Raw genomic sequence first — 25,846 nt, 5'->3', positions numbered from 1 at the left:
ACACCCGGTCGGCGTTCCGCTGGCGGGACGGGCAACTGACTCTCGCGAAGATGGACGCCCCGCTGGACATTGTGTGGTCGCGTCCGCTGCCCGACAGCGCCGTACCGTCCACCGTCACCGTGTCCCGAGACGCGGCCGGCCGCTGGTACGTGTCCCTGCTCGTCGAAGATTCGACCGTCGAGGCGCTCCCGCTTCTCGACACGGCGGTTGGCGTCGACGTAGGCCTGACCAGCCTGGTGACCCTGTCCACCGGGGAGAAGGTCACCAACCCCCGTCACGAGCAGGCCGACCGGCGGAAACTCGCCAAGGCACAGCGGGACCTGGCCCGCAAGGAGAAAGGCTCGGCCAACCGGGCCAAAGCCCGACTCAAGGTCGCCAGGATTCACGCCCGGATCGCCGACCGGCGCCGGGACCACCTGCACAAACTGTCGACTCGACTCGTCCGCGAGAACCAAACGGTCGTGATCGAAGACCTGACGGTGCGCAACATGCTGCGCAACCACCGGCTCGCCCGCGCCATCTCCGACGCGGCCTGGTCGGATCTGCGAGCCATGTTGGAGTACAAGGCCGCCTGGTACGGACGCACCCTGGTGACGGTGGACCGCTGGTTCCCGTCGTCCAAGCTGTGCTCGGACTGCGGGCAACTGACCGAATCCCTGCCGCTGAACATCCGGTCGTGGCAATGCCCGTGCGGCGTGACCCATGACCGGGACATCAACGCAGCGAAAAACCTTCTGGCCGCCGGGCTGGCGGACAGGTAAAACGCCTGTGGAGCTGATGTAAGACCTCAACGGACTCCTCCGGGCGGGCAGTCGGCGACGAAGCAGGAAACCCCCACGGGCGACCAGGGGGAATCCCGGCCCTTCAAGGCCGGGAGGATGTCAAGACGGTTCTCTACTTCCTTCCTTCCCGTGCCGGGCGCGCCGGTCACCCGTCGCGCCCGGTCGTCAGCCGGTCAGTGGTCGAGGCCGAGCAGACGCTCGGCGTTCCCGGCGAAGATCGCGCGCAGGTGGTCGTCGGGCAGGCCCAGCTCGCGGCAGATCCGCAGCTGGTCGTCGAGGTAGCGGGTGACGTAGCCGCGCGGGAACCACGACGAGTCGCTGCCGAACACGATCCGATGCGGGCCGATGGTCTCGTAGCAGCGCCGGAACAGCTCGTCCAGCGTCAGCTTGTACGGCATCCAGCGCACCCACTGGTTCGACCCTGAGGTGTCGACGTGGATGTTGGGGCAGCCCCAGGCGGCGAAGAGCAGGTCCTGCACGTGCTGGACGCCGAAGTGCGGCACCACCACGGCAAGTTCGGGGAAACGGCGGGCCATCCGGGCCAGCTCGTCGGGGCCGCCGTACCGGCCGTGGGAGAGGCCGCCGGCGCTGCCGTAGTGGCCGATGTGGATCAGCACCGGCACGCCGAGGCGCTGGGCGGTGCCCCACAGCGGGTCGAGGGCCTCGTCGTCGAGCGGGCCGCGCAGCAGCGGGGCGAAGAGCTTCAGCCCGCGCAGGCCGCGTTCGACGACCGCGCGTTCCAGCTCGGCGGCGGCGTCCGGGCCGTACGGGTCGTGGTGGGCGAAGCCGAGCAGCAGGTCGGGGTGGCGGTCCACCACGTCGGCGACGGTGTCGTTGCCGCCGCCGGTGACGAAGACGGCGCGGCGGATGCCGACCGCGCGCAGCTCCTGCGCCCACCGGTCCGCCTCGTCCTCCCACCGCGACGCGGGGGGCTCGGGGTCGGGGAAGCCCCACGCCTGCCGCCACTGCGCCGCGTACGGGGCGGAGCCGGCGGCGCGGACGGCGCGCTCGTGCTCGCCGCCGGGGTGCATGCCGGCGGCGTGCTCGCACGCCCGGATCGTCTCGTCGGCGCCGATGCGGAAGTGCAGGTGGAAGTCGACGACGTCGAGTCCGCGGTCGACGGTCACGGTGCCTCCTCTGGCTGGGGCCCGCCGGCCGGCGGGGTGCCGGCGGGCGGAACGTCCGTGGGCGGCGGGGCGGCGCCGACCGGGGCGTCGGCGGGCAGCGGGGCGTCGGTGGGCGGGGCGGGAAGCGGGGCGGCCACCCAGGCGGCGACGACCTCCCGCAGCCGCGTCGCGGCCAGCTCCCGGACCCGCCGGCCGGTCTCCTCGCCCGCCAGCGAGACGTGCCCCGACCAGCCCTGCCACGGGTCGGGGCGGGACTCCACCAGCACGTACGGGTGGGTCACCGGCAGCTTCGGCCTCGGCGGCAGGTCGGCGACCGCGTCGAGGCGCACCGCGCCGGGGTCGAAGCCGAGCACCCCGTCGGTCTCGTACGCCCCGCCGTGGCCGCGCGCCGGCAGCGGCCCGTACATCTCGGCGGTCTCGGCCGGGGTCACGAGCTGGAACCAGTTGACCAGCAGCAGGCTGGCCGTGCGCCGCCCGGAGACCCACTCCATGGCGGCCCGGACGGTGGACATGTTGGCGTCGTGCCCGTTGACGATCAGCAGCCGGGGGAACCCGGCCGCCACGATGCCCTCGATCACGTCGGCCAGGTAGCCGACCGCGATCTCCGGCCGGATCGCCACGGTGCCGGGCCACGGCCGGGTCTGGCCGGGGCACGCGGCGTACGGCACGGCGGGGAAGAGCACCCCGCGCGGACCCGGCGTCGTGCCGGGTGCGCCGGCCGGGGTCGCGGCGCCGGGCGGCACCGCGGCGCCGTTGCCGGGGACCGCGCTCTCGGCGGCGAACCCCTGGGCGAGGATCAGGTCGGTGCCGAGCGGCAGGTGCGGGCCGTGCCACTCGACCGCGCCGACCGGCAGCACCGCGAAGTCCGCCGCCTCGGCCACCGCCGCCAGTTCCCCACCGGTGATCCGGGCGGCGGGGACCAGCCCGCCGCCCGCCGGCCAGGCCGCGCTCACGCCGTCCACCGCGCGGCCTCCCGGCTGGAGCGCCGGCCGCCCTCCAGCCGGCCGGAGACCACCATCACCACGAAGATCAGGACTACCTGGAGCATGCCGTACGCGGCGGCGGTGCCGACCTCGAACGAGTACATCCGGTTGTTGATCTCGACGGAGATCGGCGCGGTGTCGGAGGTGTAGATGAGCACCGAGGCGACGAACTCGCCGACGCCGTGCACGAAGGCGAGCAGCGCGCCGGCCACCACGCCGGGCAGCATCAGCCGCAGGGTGACCGTGGCGAACGCCCGCCACCAGGACGCGCCCAGGTTGCGCGCGGCCTCCTCCAGCGACGGGTCGATCTGCGCCAGGGTGGCCGAGCTGGACCGGAACACCAGTGGCAGGAACCGCACGAAGTACGCCAGCGGCATGATCCAGAAGGTGCCGATGAGCACCTGCCCGAAGCTGAACGCGTTGCCGGTGCTGAACGCCGAGATCAGGTTGATCGCCACCACCGTGCCGGGCAGCGCCCAGGCCAGCATGACCGCCACGTCCAGCAGGCCCCGGCCGCGGAAGTCCAGCCGCCGCACCGCGTACGCGATGAGCACGCCGACCACGACGCAGCCGACGGTCGCGATCAGGCTCATCTGCAGCGAGTTGAGGATCGGCTGGAACGCCTCGGGGTCGGAGAAGATGGTGACGAAGTTCTGCGTGGTGTAGGCCGCCGGGATCACCTCGGTGGTCCAGGACCCGTCGGCGGAGAACGCCACCAGGGCGATGGTCGCCACGGGGGCGAGCAGCACGGCGGTGGCCAGGATCGACGCGACCAGGGCCAGCCACTTGCCGAACGGGTTGGTGATCTCCCGCCGGTGCGCGGCGACCCCCTTCGACTGGGACCGGTAGCTGCGCCGCCCCTCGTACCAGCGCATGCCGAGCAGGAACAGCACCGACACCACGCCGAGCACCGAGGCGTACGTGGAGGCCATCGGCAGGTCGCCGTTGGTGCGGTTGATGTAGATCTGCATGGTCATGGTCTGGTCCACCCCGAACAGCAGCGGGGCGGTGTACGAGGCCAGCGAGGTCATGAAGACCAGCAGCGAGGCGGAGACCAGCGCCGGGGTGAGCATCGGCAGCAGCACCGTGCGCCACACCCGCACGCGGCCGGCCCCCAGGTTGTACGCGGCCTCCTCCACCGAGGGGTCCATCCCGCCGAGCGCGGCGGAGGCGGACAGGTAGAAGTACGGGTACATGGTGAAGGTGTGCACCACCAGCACCCCGGCGATGCCGCTGAACGGCAGCACCGGGTTCTCGGTGCCGAAGAGTTGCTGGAGCCCGCGCGGGAGGATGCCCGTCTCGCTGTAGAGCAGCTGGAACGAGATCGCCCCGATCAGCGGCGGCAGGGCCGCCGGCACCAGGATGATCGCCTCGATCAGCCGGCGGCCGGGGAACGAGAACCGCTTGAGCAGGAAGGCCATCGCCACGCCGACGATGCCGCAGAGCAGCACGCTGGCCGCGGAGATGATCAGCGAGGTGACCAGGGACGAGCGGGCCACCCCGTCGCCGGAGAGGAAGGCGCCGTAGTTCTCCACCCCGTCCACGCCGACGCTCTCGGCGAAGGTGGCGAACATCGGCTGCACGACGTACCCGAAGAGGATCAGCGCGAGCGGGAAGACCAGGACGTACGGGAACCAGCGGGAGCCGGTGCCGCCGGCGAAGCGGTCGGCGAGCCGGCGGCGCGGCGCGCGCGGCGGCGTCGGCTCCTGGGTGACCGGGGCGACGGTGGCCGGGCTGGGGGTGGCGGGAATGGTGCTCACGGGCGCACCACCCACATCCGCTCGCGGTTGAGCCGCAGCCCGACCTGGTCGCCGGCGGCGATCCCGTCCGGCACGTCGATCGCGGCGACCTGCACCGACTCGCCGGCCACGTCGACCACGAGGTTGGTGGCCATCCCGGTGAACTCCACCTCGGTGACCCGGCCGGGCAGCGCGTCCGTGTCGGTGGCCGAGGTGAGGCCGATGTGCTCGGGGCGGACCGACACCAGTGCGGTGTCGCCCTGGCGCAGGCCGTGCCCGGTCGGGGCGGGGACGGCGATCTCGCCGCCGGCGGGCAGCTTCACCGTGACGGCCTGCTCGGCGGCGCCGGCCACCGGCAGGGAGAGCACGTTGCTGCGGCCGATGAAGCGGGCCACGAAGCTGGTCGCCGGGCGGTGGTAGATCTCCTGCGGGGCGCCGATCTGCTGCACCCGGCCGGACTGCATCACCGCGATCCGGTCCGACATGGCCATCGCCTCGGCCTGGTCGTGCGTGACGTAGATGGAGGTGGTGCCGGCCTCGCGCTGGATGCGGCGGATCTCCACCCGGGTCTCCTCGCGCAGCTTGGCGTCGAGGTTGGACAGCGGCTCGTCGAGCAGCAGGGTGCGCGGCCGGATCACCAGGGCCCGGGCGAGGGCGACGCGCTGCTGCTGGCCGCCGGAGAGCTCGTCGATGCGGCGGTCGCCGTAGCCGGCGAGGTGCACCTGCCCGAGCGCCTCCTCGACCCGGCGCCGCGACTCGGCCCGGCCGACCTTGCGGATCTTGAGCCCGTACGCGACGTTCTGCGCCACGCTCATGTGCGGGAAGAGCGCGTAGTTCTGGAACACCATGCCGGTGTCGCGCTTGTTCGGCGGTCGGCGGGTGACGTCCTCCGCGCCGAACCGGATCCGGCCGGAGGTGGGGAAGTAGAACCCGGCCACCATGCGCAGGGTCGTGGTCTTGCCGCAGCCGCTCGGGCCGAGCAGCGTGAAGAACTCCCCGGCGGCGATGGTGATGTCGACGTCGTCCACGGCCGCGGTGTCGCCGCCGCGCGCGAAGCGCTTGCTCACCGACTCCAGCGTGACATCGATCATGAGGTCCTCTCCTTCGTGCGGTACCGGACCTGTCGGTCGTGGGATGGGGGGCGGGAGACGGGAAGGGCACCTTCCTGACGCCTCCGGCGGAGAGGGGCTCGCCTCTCACACCGTGCCGGCGCCCCGGGGGCGGGCGGCGGGGCGCCGGGGACGGGACGGGCCCGCCCCCGGCGCCCGGGCGGTCAGCCCTTGTTCTTGATCTGGCTGTTCCAGTGGTTGATCCACTCGGTCTCGTTCTTGCCGATCACGTCCCAGTCGACGTCCAGCGGCTTGAGCTGGAGCTGGGCCAGCCACTCCGGCTTCTCGGCGATGTCCACGGCCGGGATCTGGTAGTAGTCCTTGGCCAGGTCGGCGCGGAGCTTGTCGTCGAAGAGGAACTCGATGAACTTCTGCGCGCCCTCGCTGTTGCCGCCCTTGACCGCGGCCAGGCCGTCGACCAGTACCGGGGCGCCGGAGGCCGGCATGACGTAGCCGAACGGCATGTTCGACTGGTGGGCCTGCAGCAGGATGTCCTGCAGGTTCCAGGCGCTGAGCGTGCCCTGCTGGCGGGACAGCTTCAGGTAGAGGTCGGTCGGGTTGGCCGCGTACGCGCCGGTGTTGGCGTCGAGCTTCTTGAGCCAGTCGTAGCCGGGCTGCGGGTTGCTGCCGTCCGCGGACTGGCGCACGATCATCGCGGCGTAGATCGACCGCATGGTGCCGGACGCGGCCACGTCCCGGATGATGATCTTGTCCTTCCACTCCGGCTTGAGCAGGTCGTCCCAGTCCTTCGGGGCCTGCTCCGGAGTGAGGGCCTTGTTGTTGTACATGATGACCTCGGGCAGCAGGATCTCCCCGAACCAGCGGCCCTCGGCGTCCTTGTACTTGGCGTCCATCTTGCTGGCGAAGGTCGGCTGCCAGGAGGTCAGCAGGTCCTCGGACGCGCCGGCCGCGAGGCCCTGCTGGGTGCCGCCCCACCAGACGTCGGCCTGCGGGTTGGCCTTCTCGGCCCGCACCCGCTCCAGGATCTCCTGGGCGCCGAGGTTGAGGATCTCGACCTTGCCCTTGTACTCGGGGTACTTGGCGGTGAACTGGTCCACGACGTAGTCGGAGACCTTCTTGTCGCGGGCGGTGTAGATGGTCAGCTTCTCGGCGCTGCCGCCGCTGGCCGCGTCGTCACCGCCGCCGCCACAGGCGGTGCCGGCGGCGAGCACGGTGGCGAGCGCGCCGGCGAGGAGAAGGCGACGTTTCATGGGGTACCTCCGAGGGGTGAGGGGAACTACGTTGTTCGGGGTGTGAGGTCAGGGGGTCGGCAGCAGGGTGGGCAGGCCCGCGGCGGCCGCGGAGAGGGCGTAGCTGACGGCGCCGTGCAGCACCGCCCGGTCGCCGAGCACCGCCCGGCGGACGTCGGTGGCGCTCGGCGCGGCGGCGCTGACGAGCGCCTGGAGCCGGTCGACGGCGGCGTCGTCGAGCTGGGCGGCGGCGCCGCTGAGCAGCACCCGCCCGGGGTCGACGACGCAGACGCAGGAGACGATCAGCCGGGACCAGGCCGCGAGCAGCTCGTCGAGGTACGCGGCGGCCCGTCCGTCGGTGGCGGCCAGCTCCACCAGGGCGGCCACGGGCGAGTCCGGGCGCCGCCCGGGGGCCAGCGCCACCACCCGCTCGGCGATGGCGTTCTCCGACCAGCGGGCCTCGAACGGGCCGATTCCGTCGTGGCCCCGGTCGGCCGGGTCCAGCGGCAGGAAGCCGACCTCGCCGGCGGCCCCGCCGGCGCCCCGGCGGACCTGCCCGTCGAGCACGAGGCCGGCGCCGATGCCGTCGGCGACGTGCAGCAGCAGCAGGTCGGCGACGTCGCTGCCGGCGCCGACCGCGTGCTCACCGGCGGCCATCAGGTTCACGTCGTTGTCCACCAGCACCGGCACCCCGAGCCGGCGTTGCACCGACTCCCCCACCGGCCGCGCCTCGACGAGGCCGACCGAGGGGGCCAGGCGGACGGCGCCGCCGGTGGAGATGCCGGGCGCGGCGACGGCCACCCCGCGCAGCGCCGGCAGGCCGTCGCCGACCAGCTCGGGCACCGAGCGGCAGATGGTGTCGACGATGTCGCCGGCGAGCCGCACCGCGCGGTGGGCGATCACGGTCCCGTCACTGTCGGCGATCTCGCAGCTGAGCCGGGACGGCTCCAGCGAGACCGCGGCGACCAGCTCGGCCCGGGGGTTGAACTCCAGCATCGCCCGGGGACGGCCGGCGCGCGACGCGCCGGGACCACGCTCGATGAGGTAACCCTCGGCGATCAGCTCCCGCACGAGCGGGGTGAGCGTGGCGGGGCTCAGGCCGGTGAGCTCGGTCAGCTCGGCACGGGAGAGCACCCGCACCTGGCGGGCGGTCGAGATCACGGAAAGCCGCTTGATCTCCTTCGACCGCTCCCGGCTCACCGGGCTCGTCGGTGGCGTCACCACGTCAGTCACACTTCCTTCCTACGGCGAACGAACTATTGAGTCAAGTAACGAAACCGTCTCGTTACCTTGCGGCCACCTTCACGAGCAGCAGAAACACCCTTCGCGGATCCCGCCGGAGTCGAGCACGCACGCCGCCGGCCGAGGCGTGGAAGACCGCCTGACCCCTTGTTTGTTTCTTTCGCAAATAAAGAAAGACCTTGCAAAGCATTGACGGGCCGCCGCACCGGTCCCTAGCGTCACCGGGCGAAGGCCTTCCAGTGTGTACGGATCTCCGTGCCGCTGCGTACCCCGGTGCCGTGGCGCCCCTCGCGCCCCGCACCCCCGCACCCCCCACCTCCGCCGTCTCGCCGTCCGACCACGACCCCGCGTCCGCGCCGCCGTGCGCCCGACGTCGGTGGCCGCTGCGCGGACCTCGCGTGTCGCGAAAGGACCTGCATGCGACTCAAGTCGTTCCTGCTACCCACGGCGCTCGCCCTGGCCCTGTCCGGGGCGCCCGCCGCCGCCCTAGCCGCCCCCACCGACGCCCCGCCGACCGACACCGTCGACCTGGACGTCCTCTTCGTCAGCGCCCACCCCGACGACGAGGCCGGCAGCCTCGCCACCCTCGGCCAGTGGAAGGAGAAGCACGGCGCCAAGGCGGGCGTCGTGACCATCACCCGCGGCGAGGGCGGCGGCAACGCCGTCGGCCTCGAGGAGGGCCCGCCGCTGGGCATCATCCGCGAGCGCGAGGAGCGCACCGCGATCGGCCGGGCCGGCGTGGAGAACCTGTACAACCTCGACCGCGTCGACTTCTGGTACACCGCCTCCGCGCCGCTGTCCGAGCAGATCTGGGGGCACGACGACACCCTGGCCCAGATCGTCCGGGTGATCCGGCAGACCCGGCCCGAGATCGTCATGACGATGAACCCGTCGCCGACGCCCGGCAACCACGGCAACCACCAGCAGGCCGCCCGGTTCGCCGCCGAGGCGTTCCACGCCGCCGCCGACCCGGCCGCCTTCCCCGAGCAGCTCACCCAGGAGGGCCTGAAGCCGTTCCGGGCCGCGAAGTTCCTGCGTACCGGCGGGACCGGCAGCTCGGCGACCGGGGCGCAGTGCGCGTCCAGCTTCGTGCCGACCGTCCCGACCGACCAGGTGTTCGGCGTCTGGGAGGGCACCCCGAGCGCCGACGGCAGAACCTGGGCCGAGGTCGAGGTCGACGCCCGCCGGGACTACGTCACCCAGGGCTGGGCCGGCACCGCCGCCGCCCCCACCGACCCGGCGAAGATCCGCTGCGACTTCTACACCCTGGTCGACAGCCGCGTCCCGTACGACCCGGCGGACACCTCGCCGGAGGCCATCCTGCGCGGCTCGGTGCTGCCGGCCACGGCCGGCGGGCTTCCCCAGGGCACCGAGCTCTACCTGACCGCCGACCGGTTCGATCTCGCCCCCGGCGAGACCGTCGAGGTCACCGCGCACGTCCGCGCCCCGCACAACCGGGCGCTCACCGCGCCGCGGGTCTCCCTGCGGCTGCCGCAGGGCTGGACCGCCACCGGCTCCGGCGCACTGCGCGGCGCCGTCCCCGCCGGCACGGAGCGGACCGTCACCTTCACCGTGACCGTTCCCGCCGGCGCCGACACCAACGAGCAGCACCTCGTCGGCGCGAACCTGACCACCGGCCAGGGCGCCGGCCGCACCGACCGCGCGGTCCGGGTGGTCGCCGACGTGCGCGGCACCCTGGAGCCACTGCCCGAGGTCGGGCTGTTCCGCACCTGGGCCGGCGACAGCGGCTACCCGCAGCTGGACACCCTGATCAAGCCGGTCCTCACCCTCGGCTCCGGCAAGAACCGGACCGTCCGGGTCGACCTGCGCAACCACGGCGAGGCCCCCCAGAGCGGCACCGTCACCCTCGGCCTGCCGGCCGGCTTCACCGCCGACGCGGCGACCAAGAGCTACGCCGAGCTGGCGCCGGGCGCGACCGGGGCGGTCACCTTCACCGTCACCAACAGCGACGCCACCCTGCCGACCGCCAACGAGGGCGGCGACGGCGGCGACTACGGCATCACCATCACCACCACCAGCGCCGCCGGCAGCACCGTCGAGACCGGCGCACTGGAGATCGTGCCCACCAGCGAGGTGCCGCACGCCGGGCACGACCACGCCGTCGACGGGGTGGCCTCCCCGGGCGAGTACCCCGGCGAGGAGCTGGACCTGTCCCGGATCTGGGAGGGGCAGGCCACCACGCCGCAGGACGCCTCGGCCACGGGCCGCGTCGCCTGGACCGAGGACGCGCTGAAGGTGTTCGTCCAGGTCACCGACGACGTGCTCGGCAAGAAGGTGGTGCCGCAGGACTGCAAGCGGCAGCGGCGTACCGACAGCGTCGAGATCATCGTCGACCCGAAGGGGAACTCGACGGACACCTCGACGGTGTTCAAGGCCGGCATCTTCCCGGTCACCGACGACCCCGCGGGCGGCAACCCACCGTGCTGGCAGCGCGACGCCGACAACCGGCAGGGCCCGGGCGCCACGACCGCACCGGGAATGACGGTGGTCAGCAAGGTCACCGCGCCGTACGCCGGCTACACCATCGAGGCGAGCATCCCGTTCGCGGTGCTGCCCGACGCCGTCGACCCGGCCCGGATGGGCTTCAACGTGCTGGTCTACGACTCGGACACCCAGGACCTGACCTCCCAGTCCCGGCTGGGCTGGTCCACCTTCACCGGCGTCCGCGCCGACCCGTACCGGTACGGCCTGATGACCCTGCCCGGGTACACCCCGACCCAGCGGCAGCCCAGCGCGCCGGTGTTCCCGGACACCGCCGCCCGCAGCGTGCACAGCCCGCAGACCATCGCGCAGTCCGCTGTCGACGGCGTCGCGCCGGCCGCCGTGGCCCGGCTCCCCGAGCGGGCGCTGCGGCTGACCGGCCAGCGCCAGGTGGCCGGCGGGGTGCAGGTGACGGTCCTCGCCGACCGTGCGGGCACCGCGTACCTGCACGCCTGGGACGGCGACCGTTCGCTCGGTGAGCGGACCGTGCAGCTGCGCCCCGGCGACCCGGTGACCGTGCTGGTCCCGGTCACCGGCGGCACGGCCGACGGCCTGCTGGCCGCGTTCGAGGCCGGCGGCGCCGCGCTGGCCCGCCACGTGCCGCTGACCTGACCGGCGACGGCCCGGCCCCGGTCATCCGACGCGGATGACCGGGGCCGGGCCCACCCGGCGGGTCCCCCGCGCCCGACGGACACCGGCCGCCGGGCCACGCCGGTACGCGCGCGGCCGTACCCCGACGGCCGGCACGCCATGGCGTTCGCGCCGCCCCGGGTCGACGCGCCGGCCTTCCGGCACAAACGACGCACCGCGCGGGCGGTCCTGCGACACCTCGCCGGCGCCGAGCCGCCCCGGCCGTCGACTGACCCGGTCTACAGCACGTTGCGCCACAGCAGGACCAGGCCGAAGACCACCCCGAACGTGACGACCACGGCTTTGAGCGGGGCACCGGGGAGCCTGCGGAGCAGCCGCGCCCCGACGTAGCCGCCGACGACGGTCGCCGGGACCAGGATGGCCGCCCCCGCCCAGCTGACGGTGCCGAAGAAGACGTAGAGCACCACCGCCGTAAACGAGATGACGGCCGACAGCAGGTTCTTCAGGGCGACCGTCCTGGTGAGCGGCTCTTGCTGCAGGAGAGCCAAGCTGGCGACCAGCACGATGCCGAACCCCGCGCCGATGTAGCCGCCGTAGACCCCGCCCAGGGCCACCAACACCTGCAGCGTCGCCGGGTGTTTCTGTCGGCCACGCAGCACGGAGCGCCTGACCAGCTCGTTCAGGCGGCCCTGGAGGCCGAGGACGGCAGAGGCGGCGAGCACCAGGAACGGCACGATCATGTCGAAGACGCGGCTGGGCGTCAGCAGCAGCAGCGCCGACCCGGCGACCCCGCCGAGCACGGCGGCGGGCAGGATCCGCCTGATGTCTCGCCGGGGTGGCAGATCCCGGTAACCGCCCACGACGCTGGCCACGTTCCCCGGGAACACCGCGACCGTGCTGGTCAGCTTCGCGGTCAGCGGCGGTATGCCGGTGCCGAGCAGCGCCGAGAAGGCGATGAGGGAGCCGCCGCCCGCGACCGCGTTGAAGGCGCCCGTGGCGACACCGGCGGCGAAAAGCAGCGTTGCCTTGATGGGATCCATCGGGTCCCAGGCTAGTGGCGTCGCCCGCCGGCCGGGCCAGGGTCCGCCGGCCGGGCCGGGCCGGCGCGCCGCGACGCGGACGGCCTGACGGTGGCCGGCGGCGTAGCGGCGTCGAGGACGCCGGGGTGGCAACAGCGGCGGTCGGCGGCGGGGAAAATTCACCTCTTCCGGATGAGGCGGAAGCCGCGATTCGCGGGAATGGTGGCCCTGAGGAGGTGGCGCGATGGGGGATGCCACCCAGGCCTTCTTCCGCAGCCTGGCTCAGCGTGGACACGACCGCCGCCTGACGGCGATCGACGAGGGCAGTGTCCGCTTCGAGATCAGCCGGGACGGGCGGGTCGACCGCTGGCTCGTCTCCATCGACAAGGGCAACGTCACGGTCTCGGAGCAGGCGACCGGCGGAGACGCGGTCGTCCAGGCGGACGCGGCGGTGTTCGACCGAATCGCCAGCGGCGAGGCGTACTTCCTGACCACCGTCCTGCGCGGCGAGGCGACCGTGGCGGGCAGCCCCCGGCTCTTCGCGAGCCTCCGTAGGTTGTTCCCGCCACCACCCAGGTCGGCGGGGACCGAGCGCCGAGGAGGTGACCATGAGTGAGGATCAGGTGGGCATCCTGGACGGCACCACCTTCATGGTGTGTAACCGCTCGGGCGACATCATCCCGTCACCCGACGCTCCCATGGGCCTGTTCGCCCACGACACCCGGCTGCTGTCGAAGTGGGTGCTGACGGTGAACGGGGAACGACTGACCACCCTTTCCATCGACGACATCCACTACTTCGAGAACCGGTTCTTCCAGGTTCCGGGGCGTCAGGACGTCTACGTCAACAGCACCGTGGGGGTGCGCCGGCTGCACAGCCTGGACAGCGGCCTCCACGAGGACCTGACCGTCATCAACTATGCCAACGAACCGGCCGACGTGACCCTCAGGATCGAGGCGGACGCCGACTTCGCGGACCTCTTCGAGGTCAAGGACGCGGCGGTGAGGAAGAAGGGCCGCCACTACCGGCGGGTCGACGACGGGCGCCTCGTCCTCGGTTACGAACGGGAGCGGTTCCGACGGGAGACGATCATCTCCGCGTCAGCGCCGGCCGCATGGGACGACGACGGCCTGACGTTCGAGGTCCACCTCGAACCTCGCAGCCGATGGACCGTCAGACTCAGCGCCCTGCCGGACCTTCCGATGCCCAGAGGGCTGGAACGCCTCGTGATCCCGGGGCGGGCCGCAGGCAAGGGCAGGAACAAGGAACAGGATCTCCTGGAGTGGTTGGACCACGCGCCGCGCCTGGAATCCGGCTGGGAGCCGCTCAGCGGCACGTACCGGCAGAGCCTGATCGACCTGGCCGCGCTGCGCTTCAGTCCCTTCCTCGCCGAGGACAAGAGGGTCCCCGCCGCCGGCCTGCCCTGGTTCATGGCCATGTTCGGTCGGGACAGCATCTTCACCAGTCTGCAGGCGTTGCCGTTCACACCCGAACTCGCCGCCACCACCCTCCGGGTGCTCGCGCTGCGGCAGGGCAGCCGCGTCGACGACTTCCGGGAGGAGGAGCCCGGCCGGATCCTGCACGAGATGCGGTACGGCGAGATGAGCATCTTCGAGGAGACCCCGCACACGCCCTACTTCGGCAGCGCCGACTCCACTCCCCTGTTCCTCGTCCTGCTCGACGAGTACGAGCGGTGGACCGGCGACGTCGACCTCGTACGCTCGGTCGAGCACGAGGCGCGCGCGGCGATCGACTGGATCAACAACTACGCCGACCTGACCGGCATGGGCTACATCTCCTACGAGCGGCGCAACACCAGGAACGGTCTGGAGAACCAGTGCTGGAAGGACTCCTGGGACAGCATCTGTTACCGCGACGGTCGGCTGCCGGGCTTTCCCCGCGCGACCTGCGAGCTGCAGGGGTACGCGTACGACGCGAAGATGCGCACCGCGCGGCTCGCCCGCAGCGTCTGGAACGACCCGCTGTACGCGGACCGACTGGAGCAGGAGGCCGCCGACCTCAAGGAACGCTTCAACCGCGACTTCTGGGTGGCGGACGGCGAGTACATGGCGCTCGCCCTCGACGGCGACGGCCGCCAGGTGGACGCCCTGTCGTCCAACATCGGGCACCTGCTGTGGAGCGGCATCGTCGAGAAGCCGAAGGCGGAAGCCCTGGTGCGGCACCTGATGTCGCCCGCCCTGTTCAGCGGCTGGGGTGTCCGCACGCTGGCCGAGAACCAGGGCCGCTACAACCCCATCGGCTACCACGTGGGCACCATCTGGCCGTTCGACAACTCCTTCATCGCCTGGGGACTGCGGCGCTACGGGTACGCCGACGAGGCGGCGCGGATCGCGCCGGCATCCTGGACGCCGCCGTCTTCTACGACGGCCGGCTGCCCGAAGCCTTTTCCGGATCCTTTCGCACCGACACCCGGTACCCGGTCAACTATCCCACCGCCTGCAGCCCCCAGGCGTGGTCCGCCGGAGCGACCCTGCTCCTGCTGAGGACGATGCTCGGGCTCCACCCGGTGGGCGAAGACCTCGTCGTCAGGCCCGCCCTCCCCGCTAACCTCGACTTCGTGGCGTTGCACGGCATCCCCGGCCGGTGGGGGCGGTTCGACGCCTACGGCAGGGGGCCGGCCGCCGCGGGCAGGCAGGGCTACCAGCCGGCACCGCAACAACTCTCCGCCTCGTGACGGGAGGAACAATGCGAGACATCGACCCGGCGCGCACCGCGGTGGTCGGCGTCCACTGGCAGCACGAGGTCGTCAGCCCCGACGGGCTGTTCGGTCCCTTCTTCGCCGAGCAGGTCGCCCGACACCGCGTCGCCTCGTACGCCGCCCAGGTCGCCGGGGCGGTACGCGCAAGCGGCGGGCTGGTCGTCTACACGCGGGTCGCCCACCGGCCCGGCTACCCGGACCTCATCCCCAACACGCCCAGCTTCGCCATGATCCCCGAGCGGCAGGCATTCCTGGAGGGCGCGCCGAAGTCCCGCATCATCGACGAGGTCGCGCCGGAGGCGGGCGACGTCGTCATCACCCACGTGCGGCTCACCGGCTTCTTCGGCACCGAACTCGACACGGTGCTGCGGCGCAGGCAGATCGAGACAATCCTGTTCACCGGCGTCGCCACCAACCTGTCCGTGGCGGGAACCGCCTTCGAGGCGGTCAACCACGGATATCGGCCCGTGATCGTCTCCGACGCCTGCACGGCCGCGACCGACGAGGCCCACCGGGCGAGCCTGGAGACGTGGGGCCAGCTCGGCGAGGTGGTCACGACCGCCGAGGTCGTCGAGCGGCTGTCGCGATGAGTCGCCCCTCAATCCGAGCTGGCGGCGTCGCGGTCCGGTCCGGCTGCCGCCACGGACTCCGCTGACGTCGGTCGACGCACGGACAAGTCGGGCACCCGGGTAGCGAGCCAGGGATACGGGGAGTGCCCTCGACCTCCCCGCGCAGTTCCCGCTCCCGACTTCGGCAGGGCCAGCGCATGTCAGCCACCGCGGCTTCAGAGCGGCCGGACCGGGCTGTGGCGGTTTTGCGCAGCCCAGGTGCCTTCATCGAGGTGTCCACCACCGCCTGGGTGGCGCGAGCTTGGCGGGTGCTCAAGGGACTGTGTCGGAGTAGACCTCGACGTCGTAGAGCAACTGCACGTTGCGGCGGCCGTTCGTGATGCCGACGAAGAGCGGGTCACCGGCCGGGATGCGGCCCTGGCGCCACACCTGTTCCCGAGCAGCTTCCCGCGATTCGTGATGGATCTTGCCCTCTTGATGCAGTTGCAGGACGCGACGGGCATTGGTCCGGTCGCTGTCGAGGTGGACTCGCAGCAGAGGCATGGCGAACTCCTTGCCGACCGTCAAGGCCATCCTTTCGTACGTTCAACTAGCTTACCGCTGTTAAGTTGCCTGTCCACCGGACTAGAGTTGGCTCTATGACCACCGCAGAGCCCGGTGCGCCGACGACACCCTCGGCGGGGCGACGGGGCAGCCGCACCCCGCCGCCGGTATGGCTGCGGGCGGAACCCTCACGTGCACGGCGCAAACCGCCGCTGACCCTCGAGCGCATTGTGGACACAGCGGTGACCATGCTGGACGAGCACGGCATCGAGGGCCTGACTATGCGCTGCCTCGCCCAACAGCTCAACGTGACGGCGACTGCGTTGTACTGGCACGTGAGGACGAAGGATGACGTCCTGGACCTGGCCGTTGACCGGATCTTCGGCGACGTGCCGATTCCGGACGTGAGCGACGACTGGCTAGAGGACATCCGCGCCCTCGTCCGAGGCTGGCGTGGCGCCATGCTGGGCCATCCCTGGGCACCAAGGCTGGTCGGACGTCCGATGCTCGGGCCCAACGTCCTGGCCCGTACCGAGTTTCTGCAATCGGCGCTGGTGCGCGGCGGCTGTTGCGGACTTCAGCTTGCGGTGGCCACGCGAATGCTGGCCAACTACGTCATCGGCGCCTCGCTCACGGAAGCCACGTGGCACCAGACCGCGGACCCTGACGTGAGAGCCGCAGCCCGCGACCATGTCGGCGCCAACGCCAACGCCTATCCGACCCTCAACGCCTCTGGCCATCTCGACGACACCCAATGGGACGACGACCTGCTGTTCGAGGAGGGCCTCAACGGAATTCTCATGACAGCAGTACGGACAGGAATGCCGGAATGACCGCGCGCACCATTCGGTTTCTTTGATTCCGGCCAGCGCTCGACTTCGACGTGGTGCAGGACGAGACTGACCGACGTGCTCGACGACCTGGACGCGACCGTGCGCATCGAAAGCGTCGCCACCGCGGTACTGGCCGCCGTCCCACGCGATGCCCGCAAGCCGGCCGCGGTTTCCACCCTCCGCGACCGGCTGGCGCAGGTGACGGCACTGGCCATTACCCGCGGCGGGCAGGCTGACCTGCACCAGCAGCGCGAACACCTGCGCGCCGTATACCGAGAGGTGCACAACGACAACCTGCACGATCCGTTCTACAGCGAACCCCGCTACCAGAACCGCCTGGAAACGTATGCCGCACGGGACGGCTTCGCCCTGGCCACCGGGGTGACGAACGGCGAGATGGTGGGTTATGCGCTCGGCTGCACCCTCCCGGCCGGGGCGCGGTGGTGGATCGACATGGTCAACCCGATCGCCCCCGGGCTGATCACCGGCGTTGGTCACCCAGTCGATACCGGCTGATCTGCGCGTCCGTTAGAGATCAAGTCAGGTCGACTCGGCGGAGCCTCAACGGGCGGAAGGAGCACGGCGCATGGAGCCAGTGGTCTCGGGCGCTGGCCGTCGGAGCGGTCACAGCTGATTCTGATCGGGAGCGAGACGCCGAACGGGTCGAGCGCCCACGGGGTTGCGGGCGGCCGGCACGATGACCGGGTGCATGCCGCGACCACACCGCGACGGTCCCGGCCTGGGTGACCGTCGGATGCGTGCTGCTGCTGGTGGTCGGCGGCGCGCTGCTCTGGCTGCCGTTCCACACCCAGTACGCACTCGACGACTGGAAGACCGACCTGCGGGCGCAGGGCGCGCCGGCGCGGGCACTCGTCCACGACCGCGGGTCCAAGCGTGGCGGCACGTCGACCACCATGCACGTCCGGTACGAGTTGTCCGGCCGGACGTACACGCGGGAGGTCGCCTGCTTCGAGGTGTGCCGGTCCGTCGGCGACGAGATGCGGATCTGGGTCAACCGGGGCGATCCGGGCGACTTCGTCACCGATTTCGACCAACTCAGCGGGCACCGGGGCCGCCTACAGGGAGGGCTGGGCGCCGTCGGGTTCGGGATCCTGGTCGTGGCGGTCCCCCTGACGCTGTCCCGCGTCCCGTTCGGGCGCTGGCTCCCTCGGCGTACGCCGCCGCAGCCCTCGACTCCGCGAGCCCGGGACGGTGCCGCGTTCACAAGCCGCTCGAAGCACAAGCGCGGCGGCCGCTAACTTCCGCCGCTCAGGGGCCGAGATAAATGCGGTTGGCCGACGTGTACGGGGTCGTTACCGTGGTCGGGCACCTCTCGGTGCGCAGGCAACGGCTACTTCCGCTTCCCACGGGGAGACGCGGGTTCGAATCCCGCCGCCGCCGAAACGCGGTGTCGACCAGCGGCCCAGGTCACCTTGGCCCGCGAGGGCCGGTCTCCGTTGCCGCATCTGGTCTCGGGAGGCGCGCTCACGCCGCTCACCCGGTGCGATGGAGACGGTTACTTCTGGCAGAGAGCCCGCAATAGGGCTCTGCGGTTCGAGCCCGCACACGCCGTGTCCAACCTTGGTCTCGGGTGAGCGGCGTGAACGTCTGACGGACGCGAAATCCCTTGCCGCTCCCGAGCCGCCGCCTGTACGTTGTTGCCGCACGTCCCGGTGCGAAGGTGACGGATACTTCTTTCCCAAACGAGCCCGTCGCCGTCGTCGGTCTCGGGACGTGCTCACGCCGCGTACCCGGTGCGCAGACGACGGATACTTCTAATCTATGGGTCGGGGGTTCGAGTCCCCTCCAGCCACAGTGCTGGTAGCTCAGTTGGCAGAGCAATAGGCATTTCCGTCGTCGACCTTCTGGTCTCGGGTACGCGGCGCGACCGTTCCTGCCACCCACCATCGCGGAACGGCAAACTCCGTTGCCCGGCCGCCGGTGCCGCCGCTACGGTCGGTCCGCACTTCCCGGTGCGAAGGTGACGGTTACCTCTGGAGGGGCGAACGCCCCTGCGAAGGGCGCATCCGTCGCCGGCTCCGATCTCGGGAGGCGCGACCACAGCACACCCGGTGCGCAGGCGACGGTTACTTCACGGGATCCGCAGGTGGGGGTTCGAGTCCCCCATGCCTTCGGGCGGGTAGCTCAATCGGACAGAGCGGCGGACAAGTCCGTCGCCGACTCTGGTCTCGGGTGTGCGTGTGGCCGCGTCCTCTCGTACGAAACATGGGGGACGTGATGGCCAAGTTCAACCTCAAGCTGCGCAAGAACCGGCACGAAGACGACCATGAGGTCGTCACCGCCGAGGGCGCCCCGGGTTTCGCCCGCGGGCCGCGCACGGAACTGTTCCTGCTCGGCGTGTCGAACATGGTCGGCGAGGACACCTTCTACGAGGGCGCCGCCGACCGGGATGCTCGGTTCCGTGAACTGGTCGCCACCGTCGCCGTCGCCGACCCCGACTGGTTCGCCCGCTTCGTGCCGTGGCTGCGCACCGGCGCGATGCTGCGTTCGGCGGCTGTCGTGGCCGCCCTCGAGGGTGCCCGCGCGCAGGTGGCGGCCGGCATTCCCGGATCGCGGTCCATCGTGGACTCGGCGTTGCAGCGCGCGGACGAGCCGGGCGAGGCCCTCGCCTACTGGCTGGGTCGCCACGGCCGGGCGCTGCCGAAGCCGGTCAAGCGGGGCATCGCGGACGCGGCCGTGCGGCTGTACCACGAGCGGAGCCTGCTCAAGTACGACTCCGACCGCAACGCGGTCCGGTTCGGTGACGTCGTCGACCTGACCCACCCGACCGCCCGGGACGAGCGGCAGGGTGAGCTGTTCCGGCACGCGCTGGACCGGCGGCACCAGCGGGACAACCCGCTGCCGGCGTCGCTGACCGTGCTGACGGCGCGGGCCGAGCTCATGGCGTTGCCGGTCGAGCGGCGTCAGGAGATCACCGACCCGGCGGTGCTGGGCGCGGCCGGCATGACGTGGGAGGCCCTCGCCGGCTGGCGGCAGACGGCGATGGACGCCCCGGCCTGGGAGGCGATCATCCCGACGATGGGCTACCTGGCGCTGCTGCGCAACCTGCGCAACTTCGACCAGGCCGGCGTCAGTGACGCCGTCGCCGAGACGGTGGCGGCCAAGCTGTCCGACCCGGGCGAGGTTGCCAGGTCGCGGGTGCTGCCGATGCGTTTCCTGTCGGCCCACAACGCGGCGCCGAGCCTGCGGTGGGGGTACCCGCTGGAGAAGGCGTTGCAGCACGCGCTGGCGAACGTGCCGGCCCTGGACGGTCGGACGCTGGTCCTGATCGACACGTCGGGCTCGATGAACAGCACCTTCAGCAAGGACGGCACGCTGCGCTGCTGGGACGCGGCCACCGTGTTCGGCCTGGCGCTGGCCGCCCGCGCGCAGGACGCGACGGTCGTGTCCTTCTCCCACGACACCCGGGTGTTCCCGGCCGTCGCGGGCGAGTCGGTGCTGGCGGCGGTGCGCCGGTTCAAGGAGGACGGCTATTTCTACGGCGGCGGAACCGAGACCGAGAAGGCGGTGCGTCGGCACTACGCCGGGCACGACCGGGTGGTCATCCTCACCGACGAGCAGGCGCACTGGCACCGTTCGGTGGACGTGACGGCGGCGGTGCCCGGGCAGGTGCCGGTGTACACCTGGAACCTGGCCGGATACCGGGTCGGGCACGCCCCGACGGCCGGGAACCGGCACACGTTCGGCGGCCTGTCCGACGCGGCGTTCGCGATGATCCCGCTCATCGAGGCGGGATCCCGCGAGCAGTGGCCCTTCTGATCGCGCCACGACGTCGGCCTCCCACCCGGAGGCCGACGTCGCCGCCGGTCTCGCCGTTGCCGCGCAGCACTCCCGGGGAGCGAGCCCACGCGACCAGATGTCCGTGTCGGACACGGGCCGCTAGTTGAACATCAGCGCAGCGTCCCACATGGTCACCGAGGGCCGGCCCGTCGCGAACCCGTGCAGCGCGAGGGCGATCCCCGCTGCGCCCAGGAGGAATCCCGGCCGGTCGGCCGCCACCGGGGGCATGCTGTTCTCCACGTAGCAGAACGCGCTGTCCGGATCGAAGCCACTGAGCACGCGCCTGGCCATGCGTTCGGCGGCCGCGGCCAGTTCGGCGTCTGCGGTGTCGGCGGCCATGCACTGCACGGTGTGCAGGATCCCGGCCCATCCGTGGCACAGCGCGAAGTCGGTCACCAGTTCGGGGCGCGCCTCGGCGGCGCGGACCGCCGCGTTCGCGGCGGCGACGGCCTCCTGGACCCAGTCCGGTCGCCCGAAGGCCTCGCCCGCCACCTGCATCGCCCGCGCGACGCCGAACGAGCCGTAGCACCATGCGTCGCGCATGCGCCCCTCGGAGTAGGGCACGATCGCGCCGTCCTGGACGGTTATCCCGGCCGGCCAGTACGGGCCGAACTCGTCCAGCATGCGGTACTCGATAAACAGGCGCGCGATGCCCTCCGCCGCTTCGGTCGTGCCGGGCACGGTGACGCCGTCGCGCTGCGCGAAGGACAGCAGCGCCAGCGGGCCGGCGATGCCGTGCGCGATACCCAGGTTGACGATGCCGGGTTCGTCCGGCCACTTCCCGATCCGGTCCAGCGAGTACCAGGGCGAGATCCGCGTTCCGCCGACCGTGATGTCAGGTGCCGTCGTCACTTCGGTGAAGAGGCCGAGAATGGCGTCGAGCCCGGCACGCGAACTCCCGTGCTGGAGGTGCCGCATGAGGTGCAGCCGGCCGAGCCCGGTGAGCCCGGAGATGACGTCGTAGTCCGGGCTGGCGCTGACCCCGCCCCGCTCCTCGATCATGGCCCGGATGCGGTCGATGCCGTTGCCGGCATCGGGCGCGATGAGGTCGTCGAGCTGCCTGCCGAGGTTGCTGAAGTCACCCGTACGCGCACCGGCGCAGGTGGCGACGAACGCGATCGACACGGCGTCCATGTACAGGCCCAGCCCGCTCGCCGGGACTCCCTGCGGGTTGTGCAGCGCGTGGGAGAGGTAGTCGTGCACGACCTTCCGGTAGCGGTCGTCCGGTTCGTCGCCGGCCTGCGCCAGCTCGGCGTAGAGCGTTGCGACGCCGACGTAACTGTCGGCCAGGCCCAGCGGAATCCAGGGTTGGTTGTACGGTTGCCCGGTCGGCTTGGCGGCCTCTTCCGAGGCGAGGCTGAGTGCGGCTACGCGCTCCGGATCGTCGAGCCGGGCGGCGATCTCGGCGACGGCGGCCGCGGCCTCCTGCCGGAGCGCCTGGTTGCCGGTGATGGTCGTGGTCATCCCAGGTGCCGGTCCTTGTCTAGTTGGGCCTGCGCGAACCCGCGCAGCACGGCGTAGGTGGAGGCTTCGACGTCCCTGTCCGTCCCCGTGTGCCGGTTGTGGGACAGGTGCAGCAGCGAGCTGAACTCCGTCCGGTGCGGGGCCAGCCGCCCGTCGGCGACCATGTCCCGGATCAGCCGCCCGTACGCGGCCACCCGGGGAGCGCGCCGCCGCCACGCGTCGCGCAGCCGCTCGCCACCGGGGACCTCGCGGAGGGCTGCCCAGTCGTCGGCCGGGTCGAGCAGTTCCAGCGCGCGGCGGCGGTGCGCCTGGAATGCCTTGTGGTGCCGGTCGTCCTTCGGATACGCCTCGACCAGCCACGTGTTCCAGTCGTCCGGTGCGAGGGTGCGTATCAGGTCGAGGTGGTTGGCGGCGGCGAGCAGGTTCCGTGGTACGTCCAGTTGCCCGTCGGCCAGCATGGCGGTGAGCTCGAGCGCCAGCTCGGAGTCGGCCGCGAACGCGTGCTCGGCGGCCACGATCGCGGCCGGGCCGCCGTACCTGCCGATCTCCGGGCGGTAGGTGCTGAGGAGCATCTCCTCGGCCAGGTGTGCCGCGCGCAGCTCGGACAGCCACGCATGTGCCGCCGGGAGCAGCCTGCCGTTGAGGTCGCCGGGGTCGCCGTGGAACCGGATCCGCAGCGACAGCTTGCCGTCCTCCGCGTACCGCAGGAAGAACCACCGGTCGCAGAACTCGCGGGCCCGGTCGACGAGCTCGGGCAGGTGCGCGGCGAGGATCTGGTCCTGCACCGCGGCCGGGCAGAGAACGCTGAGGTAGAGCCATTCACCGCCGGGCGGGTATGCGGCGGAGGCCGCGGGCACCCGGTCGCGGTGCTTCCTCTGCCGCTCGCCCTCGGGCTGCCTTCCCTGTTGCTTTCCCCGTACGGCGAAGACGATCTCGTTGGCGTGCCCGGCAGACCACCCCCTGCCGTACTCGCCTCCCGCGGGTTCCTCGTGGATGGCCGTGCCCGGCTTGCGGTCGAGTTCGGCGCGCACCATGCGCAGGGCGGCCTCGCGGCGGACATCCACGCGGAGGCGGTGGTCGGCGAAGGTCAGGTAGATGACGTCGGGGACCCGCCAGCGCTCCTTCCACTCCTGCCACCGCACGCGCCACCGCTCCCAGCTCAGGTCGCTGCCGGTGAGCGAGGCGTCCGGGATCCAGCGCGCGCTGGACAGCACCACCCGGCCGTGCCGGATGCGCGGCAGGTACGGCAGCGCGTTGGCCGCCGCGCCCCAGTACCAGGGCATGATGGGCGGCGCCCACTGCGCACCGATGTCGAGCAGCAGCCTGGCCGCCGGCGGCAGCATCGCGGGGTTCAGCGCGTGTGGTGCGAACGGCACGAGTTCGGTGCCGGTGCGCGTGCAGTGCACCTCCATGCGGTCGTGGTGTGCCGCGATGGTCAGGTCGTCGAGCGTGCTCACCGTGGTATCGGCGCCCGGGAAGCCGAGCCCACCGCCGATGGAGATCGCCCTGCCGGCGAGCAGCGGGGTGCGCAGCACGTTGAACTGCCGCGAGGCGCCCGGGGGCACGCACACCTGGGCCGGCACCGCCGCCTCGCCGTCCGGCGCCGCGGTGTGGAGGTCGTGGAGCCGGTGCGCGACGGGGCCGGCCAGCTCGCCGACGGCGTGGAGGAACCGGCCGAACATGGCGCCGGGCCGGCTGCCGGCGTTCGTCAGCACCAGGCGGTAGTCCCCGGTGCGCAGGGCTTCGTCGTCGTCCGCGAGCAGCTCGGCCAGCACCTCGGCGCTCTCGGAAGGCCCCGGCTCCCCGTCGCGATGGGCCAGCCGTGCCACCAGCGCCTCGTCCAGCAGCACCTCACGCTGTCCCGTGAACGCCGCCTCCTGCGCCAGGGCGACGAGTGCGCGGTCGCGTCGCTTCGACCCGTCCGCGTCGTGGTGGTGGCCCTCGTAGTGGTCCGGCAGCCCCAGGCCGGTGATCGGGTCGAGCAGTTCACGGAGCGGCACCAGCCGGCCCGCGCCGTAGCGCTCGACGGCGGCCATCCGGTAGGGCGCCATCGCCGACGCCGCGTCGGTCGTACCGCCCTGCAGCCGCCACGCGATCGAGACCGCCGCCGCCACGTCGGCGCCGAGCCCTCTCGGGAGCGTGATGTCTGCATCCACGCGCAGATCGACCTGCAGGAGGTTCTCCGCAATGTGCAGGGAACTCGCGCGCGAGGTCGTGTCCCGCCACGAGTCCCGGCCGCCCCCGATGCCGGTGCCGCCGTACTCGCGGATCCGCTCGTCGAGCTCGGTCAGCTCGCCTCGGACGGGGTGGTCGTGCGGCAGCCGGTCCACGATGTGGCGCAACGAATCCACTGCGGTCACGGACGGCAGCAGGTCGGTCAGCAGGAACTCGCTCTCCACCAGCCCCGCGATCGCCCGGGCGACGACCGCGGGCTCGACGTCCGGGAACTCCGACCGCAGTACGGCGAGCAGGTCCGGATACCGGATCGGGGTGCGCGCCGATGCCAGGGCGAGGGCGGTGGCCCGGGTTCGCCGGACCGTGCGTTCCAGGTCGCGGTTCTTCGCCTGCGCGTCGTCGACCGGCAGGTAGGCGAGGACGAAGCGGCCGTCCCGTACGTCGCAGAGGTCGTTGGCGATCAGTGAGAGGGTGGGCAGCACCGCGGGATCGGTGCGCAGCGTACGCACCAGCCCGGCGAGCCAGCCGTAGTCGGCGTACGCGACCTTGGCGTGCTCGGTGCCGATCCGGATCTTGGGTTCGTCGCCGAGCGCGACCGGGCAGACGCCCGCGAGCAAGCCGAACGGGGTGGTGCGGTGCGTCGCCCGGGAGAGGTAGCTCATCGTCGCGAGACAGGCCCGCCGCAGCTTCGCGGGCTTGAGCCGGCGCGCCTCGGTGACGTCCTGCAACGTTCTCGCCAGCGACGGGCTGGAGACCGTGATCGCCTCGGCGAGCACCGGATCGGCCGCTACCGCACGGAGAAATGTCACAACCCCGTCCTGGTCGCCGGGGTCATCCGGGGGCATAGGCATCGGATAATGCGTCGGTAAACCGGCCAGCCTGCCGATCGACACCTCCGCGGTCACCATGTCCTCGCCGGTTCCGTGTACACCAGTCGCCGTCACCGCATAGCCTTTCGTCGCTCGCCCGCCAACAACTGGCTACACGACGCGAACCCCGCTGGTCAACACTTCTCCGACTATTCGGCGGCAGCCGAATTATGGCGCAATCGCCTCGCACACGACTACCTTGCGTCCTCGGAGGGAAAGCATGCCGGCGCCTCCTTCAATTGACCGAACGCGACGAGAAAGGCAGTGGCAAATGGGCGAGTTCGACCTCGATCTGCGTACGACCAGCGTCCAGGCGACGGGCACGGAAGCAGGCCCCGACTCCATCACGTTCTGGACGTGTTTTGCGACCTGCATGAACACCTGCGCCTACACCTGCGGCACGGTCACCATCGCGTACGAGTGCCCCCGCTGCGCGGGCTAGTTGATCCACCTTCCCTCGTCCGGCTGAGGACATCGGGCCGGGCTGGGCAGCGGTACACAATTCACTGAACACGTGGACCGCGGTTCTGTTTCGCCATGTGGAACCCACGGCCGGCCACCCTGCCGGCTCACTGCCATTCAACCTGAT

19 protein-coding genes and 1 pseudogene are annotated in these 25,846 nt (G+C 71.6%); 10 read left to right on the top strand and 10 right to left on the bottom strand.

Annotated elements, in window-relative coordinates:
* The first annotated feature begins 35 nt into the window (after positions 1-35).
* The gene (locus ABT006_RS13810; RefSeq protein ID WP_350706195.1) at positions 36-761 is read left to right on the top strand and encodes an RNA-guided endonuclease InsQ/TnpB family protein; all 726 of its coding nucleotides are present in this window, start codon (positions 36-38) and stop codon (positions 759-761) included.
* 194 nt (positions 762-955) lie between these two features.
* Here the strand turns inward: ABT006_RS13810 and ABT006_RS13805 are convergent, their stop codons facing one another.
* The 6 genes from ABT006_RS13805 to ABT006_RS13780 all read right to left on the bottom strand — a co-directional run bounded on the left by ABT006_RS13805 (position 956) and on the right by ABT006_RS13780 (position 8,163).
* Positions 956-1,909, bottom strand: coding sequence for an amidohydrolase family protein (locus tag ABT006_RS13805; RefSeq protein ID WP_350706170.1), 954 nt, complete (start codon positions 1,907-1,909; stop codon positions 956-958).
* The gene (locus ABT006_RS13800; RefSeq protein WP_350706168.1) at positions 1,906-2,862 is read right to left on the bottom strand and encodes a creatininase family protein; all 957 of its coding nucleotides are present in this window, start codon (positions 2,860-2,862) and stop codon (positions 1,906-1,908) included. Before ABT006_RS13800 ends, ABT006_RS13805 begins: the two co-directional genes overlap by 4 nt.
* Complete coding sequence (locus ABT006_RS13795) at positions 2,859-4,652, bottom strand: ABC transporter permease (protein ID WP_350706166.1); 1,794 nt, start codon at positions 4,650-4,652, stop codon at positions 2,859-2,861. The genes ABT006_RS13800 and ABT006_RS13795 overlap by 4 nt, the downstream gene beginning before the upstream one ends.
* Complete coding sequence (locus ABT006_RS13790; protein ID WP_350706164.1) at positions 4,649-5,722, bottom strand: ABC transporter ATP-binding protein; 1,074 nt, start codon at positions 5,720-5,722, stop codon at positions 4,649-4,651. Before ABT006_RS13790 ends, ABT006_RS13795 begins: the two co-directional genes overlap by 4 nt.
* Before the next feature lie 182 nt (positions 5,723-5,904).
* The gene (locus tag ABT006_RS13785; protein ID WP_350706162.1) at positions 5,905-6,951 is read right to left on the bottom strand and encodes an extracellular solute-binding protein; all 1,047 of its coding nucleotides are present in this window, start codon (positions 6,949-6,951) and stop codon (positions 5,905-5,907) included.
* 48 nt (positions 6,952-6,999) lie between these two features.
* A complete protein-coding gene (locus tag ABT006_RS13780; protein WP_350706160.1) occupies positions 7,000-8,163 on the bottom strand; it encodes an ROK family protein in 1,164 nt (387 codons plus the stop codon).
* A 426-nt stretch (positions 8,164-8,589) separates the two neighbouring features.
* Between ABT006_RS13780 and ABT006_RS13775 the strand changes: the two genes are divergently transcribed.
* Positions 8,590-11,286 (top strand): sugar-binding protein, encoded by a 2,697-nt coding sequence (locus ABT006_RS13775; protein WP_350706158.1) that lies wholly within the window; start codon positions 8,590-8,592, stop codon positions 11,284-11,286.
* 257 nt (positions 11,287-11,543) lie between these two features.
* Here the strand turns inward: ABT006_RS13775 and ABT006_RS13770 are convergent, their stop codons facing one another.
* Positions 11,544-12,305, bottom strand: a complete 762-nt coding sequence (locus ABT006_RS13770) for a sulfite exporter TauE/SafE family protein (RefSeq protein WP_350706156.1) — start codon at positions 12,303-12,305, stop codon at positions 11,544-11,546.
* Between the two features lie 223 nt (positions 12,306-12,528).
* Here ABT006_RS13770 and ABT006_RS13765 point away from each other — a divergent pair, with 223 nt between their 5' ends.
* From ABT006_RS13765 to ABT006_RS13755, 3 genes and pseudogenes are all read left to right on the top strand, one after another.
* On the top strand, positions 12,529-12,900 hold the full coding sequence (locus tag ABT006_RS13765; protein WP_350706154.1) for an SCP2 sterol-binding domain-containing protein: 372 nt from the start codon (positions 12,529-12,531) through the stop codon (positions 12,898-12,900).
* Positions 12,893-14,979, top strand: a pseudogene (locus tag ABT006_RS13760) (amylo-alpha-1,6-glucosidase). The gene ABT006_RS13765 and the pseudogene ABT006_RS13760 overlap by 8 nt, the downstream one beginning before the upstream one ends.
* An 11-nt stretch (positions 14,980-14,990) precedes the next feature.
* Positions 14,991-15,593 carry a cysteine hydrolase family protein gene (locus tag ABT006_RS13755; protein WP_350706152.1) on the top strand — a complete coding sequence of 201 codons (603 nt, stop codon included), beginning with the start codon at positions 14,991-14,993 and terminating at the stop codon, positions 15,591-15,593.
* A gap of 291 nt (positions 15,594-15,884) precedes the next feature.
* Here ABT006_RS13755 and ABT006_RS13750 read toward each other — a convergent pair whose 3' ends face one another.
* Positions 15,885-16,139 carry a hypothetical protein gene (locus ABT006_RS13750; protein ID WP_350706150.1) on the bottom strand — a complete coding sequence of 85 codons (255 nt, stop codon included), beginning with the start codon at positions 16,137-16,139 and terminating at the stop codon, positions 15,885-15,887.
* A gap of 71 nt (positions 16,140-16,210) precedes the next feature.
* On the opposite strand from ABT006_RS13750, the gene ABT006_RS13745 reads away from it, so the two are divergent.
* The 4 genes from ABT006_RS13745 (at position 16,211) to ABT006_RS13730 (ending at position 20,728) form a co-directional block, all read left to right on the top strand.
* Positions 16,211-16,948, top strand: a complete 738-nt coding sequence (locus ABT006_RS13745) for a TetR/AcrR family transcriptional regulator (RefSeq protein WP_350706148.1) — start codon at positions 16,211-16,213, stop codon at positions 16,946-16,948.
* A 75-nt stretch (positions 16,949-17,023) separates the two neighbouring features.
* Positions 17,024-17,464 carry a hypothetical protein gene (locus ABT006_RS13740; protein ID WP_350706146.1) on the top strand — a complete coding sequence of 147 codons (441 nt, stop codon included), beginning with the start codon at positions 17,024-17,026 and terminating at the stop codon, positions 17,462-17,464.
* 227 nt (positions 17,465-17,691) lie between these two features.
* The gene (locus ABT006_RS13735; protein ID WP_350706144.1) at positions 17,692-18,207 is read left to right on the top strand and encodes a DUF3592 domain-containing protein; all 516 of its coding nucleotides are present in this window, start codon (positions 17,692-17,694) and stop codon (positions 18,205-18,207) included.
* Between the two features lie 967 nt (positions 18,208-19,174).
* Positions 19,175-20,728, top strand: a complete 1,554-nt coding sequence (locus ABT006_RS13730) for a TROVE domain-containing protein (protein WP_350706142.1) — start codon at positions 19,175-19,177, stop codon at positions 20,726-20,728.
* A gap of 120 nt (positions 20,729-20,848) precedes the next feature.
* On the opposite strand, the gene ABT006_RS13725 is transcribed toward ABT006_RS13730, so the two are convergent.
* Both ABT006_RS13725 and ABT006_RS13720 read right to left on the bottom strand, forming a co-directional pair.
* A complete protein-coding gene (locus ABT006_RS13725; RefSeq protein ID WP_350706141.1) occupies positions 20,849-22,213 on the bottom strand; it encodes a lanthionine synthetase C family protein in 1,365 nt (454 codons plus the stop codon).
* A complete protein-coding gene (locus tag ABT006_RS13720) occupies positions 22,210-25,197 on the bottom strand; it encodes a lantibiotic dehydratase (RefSeq protein WP_350706139.1) in 2,988 nt (995 codons plus the stop codon). Before ABT006_RS13720 ends, ABT006_RS13725 begins: the two co-directional genes overlap by 4 nt.
* 331 nt (positions 25,198-25,528) lie before the next feature.
* Here ABT006_RS13720 and ABT006_RS13715 point away from each other — a divergent pair, with 331 nt between their 5' ends.
* A complete protein-coding gene (locus tag ABT006_RS13715; RefSeq protein ID WP_350706137.1) occupies positions 25,529-25,699 on the top strand; it encodes a hypothetical protein in 171 nt (56 codons plus the stop codon).
* The last annotated feature ends 147 nt before the right edge of the window (positions 25,700-25,846 follow it).

Source organism: Micromonospora sp. NPDC002717 (genome assembly GCF_040295705.1).
Classification (GTDB): domain Bacteria; phylum Actinomycetota; class Actinomycetes; order Mycobacteriales; family Micromonosporaceae; genus Micromonospora.
The sequence above is the reverse complement of the archived record's forward strand: the minus strand, read 5'-3'. Positions and strand labels throughout refer to the sequence as shown.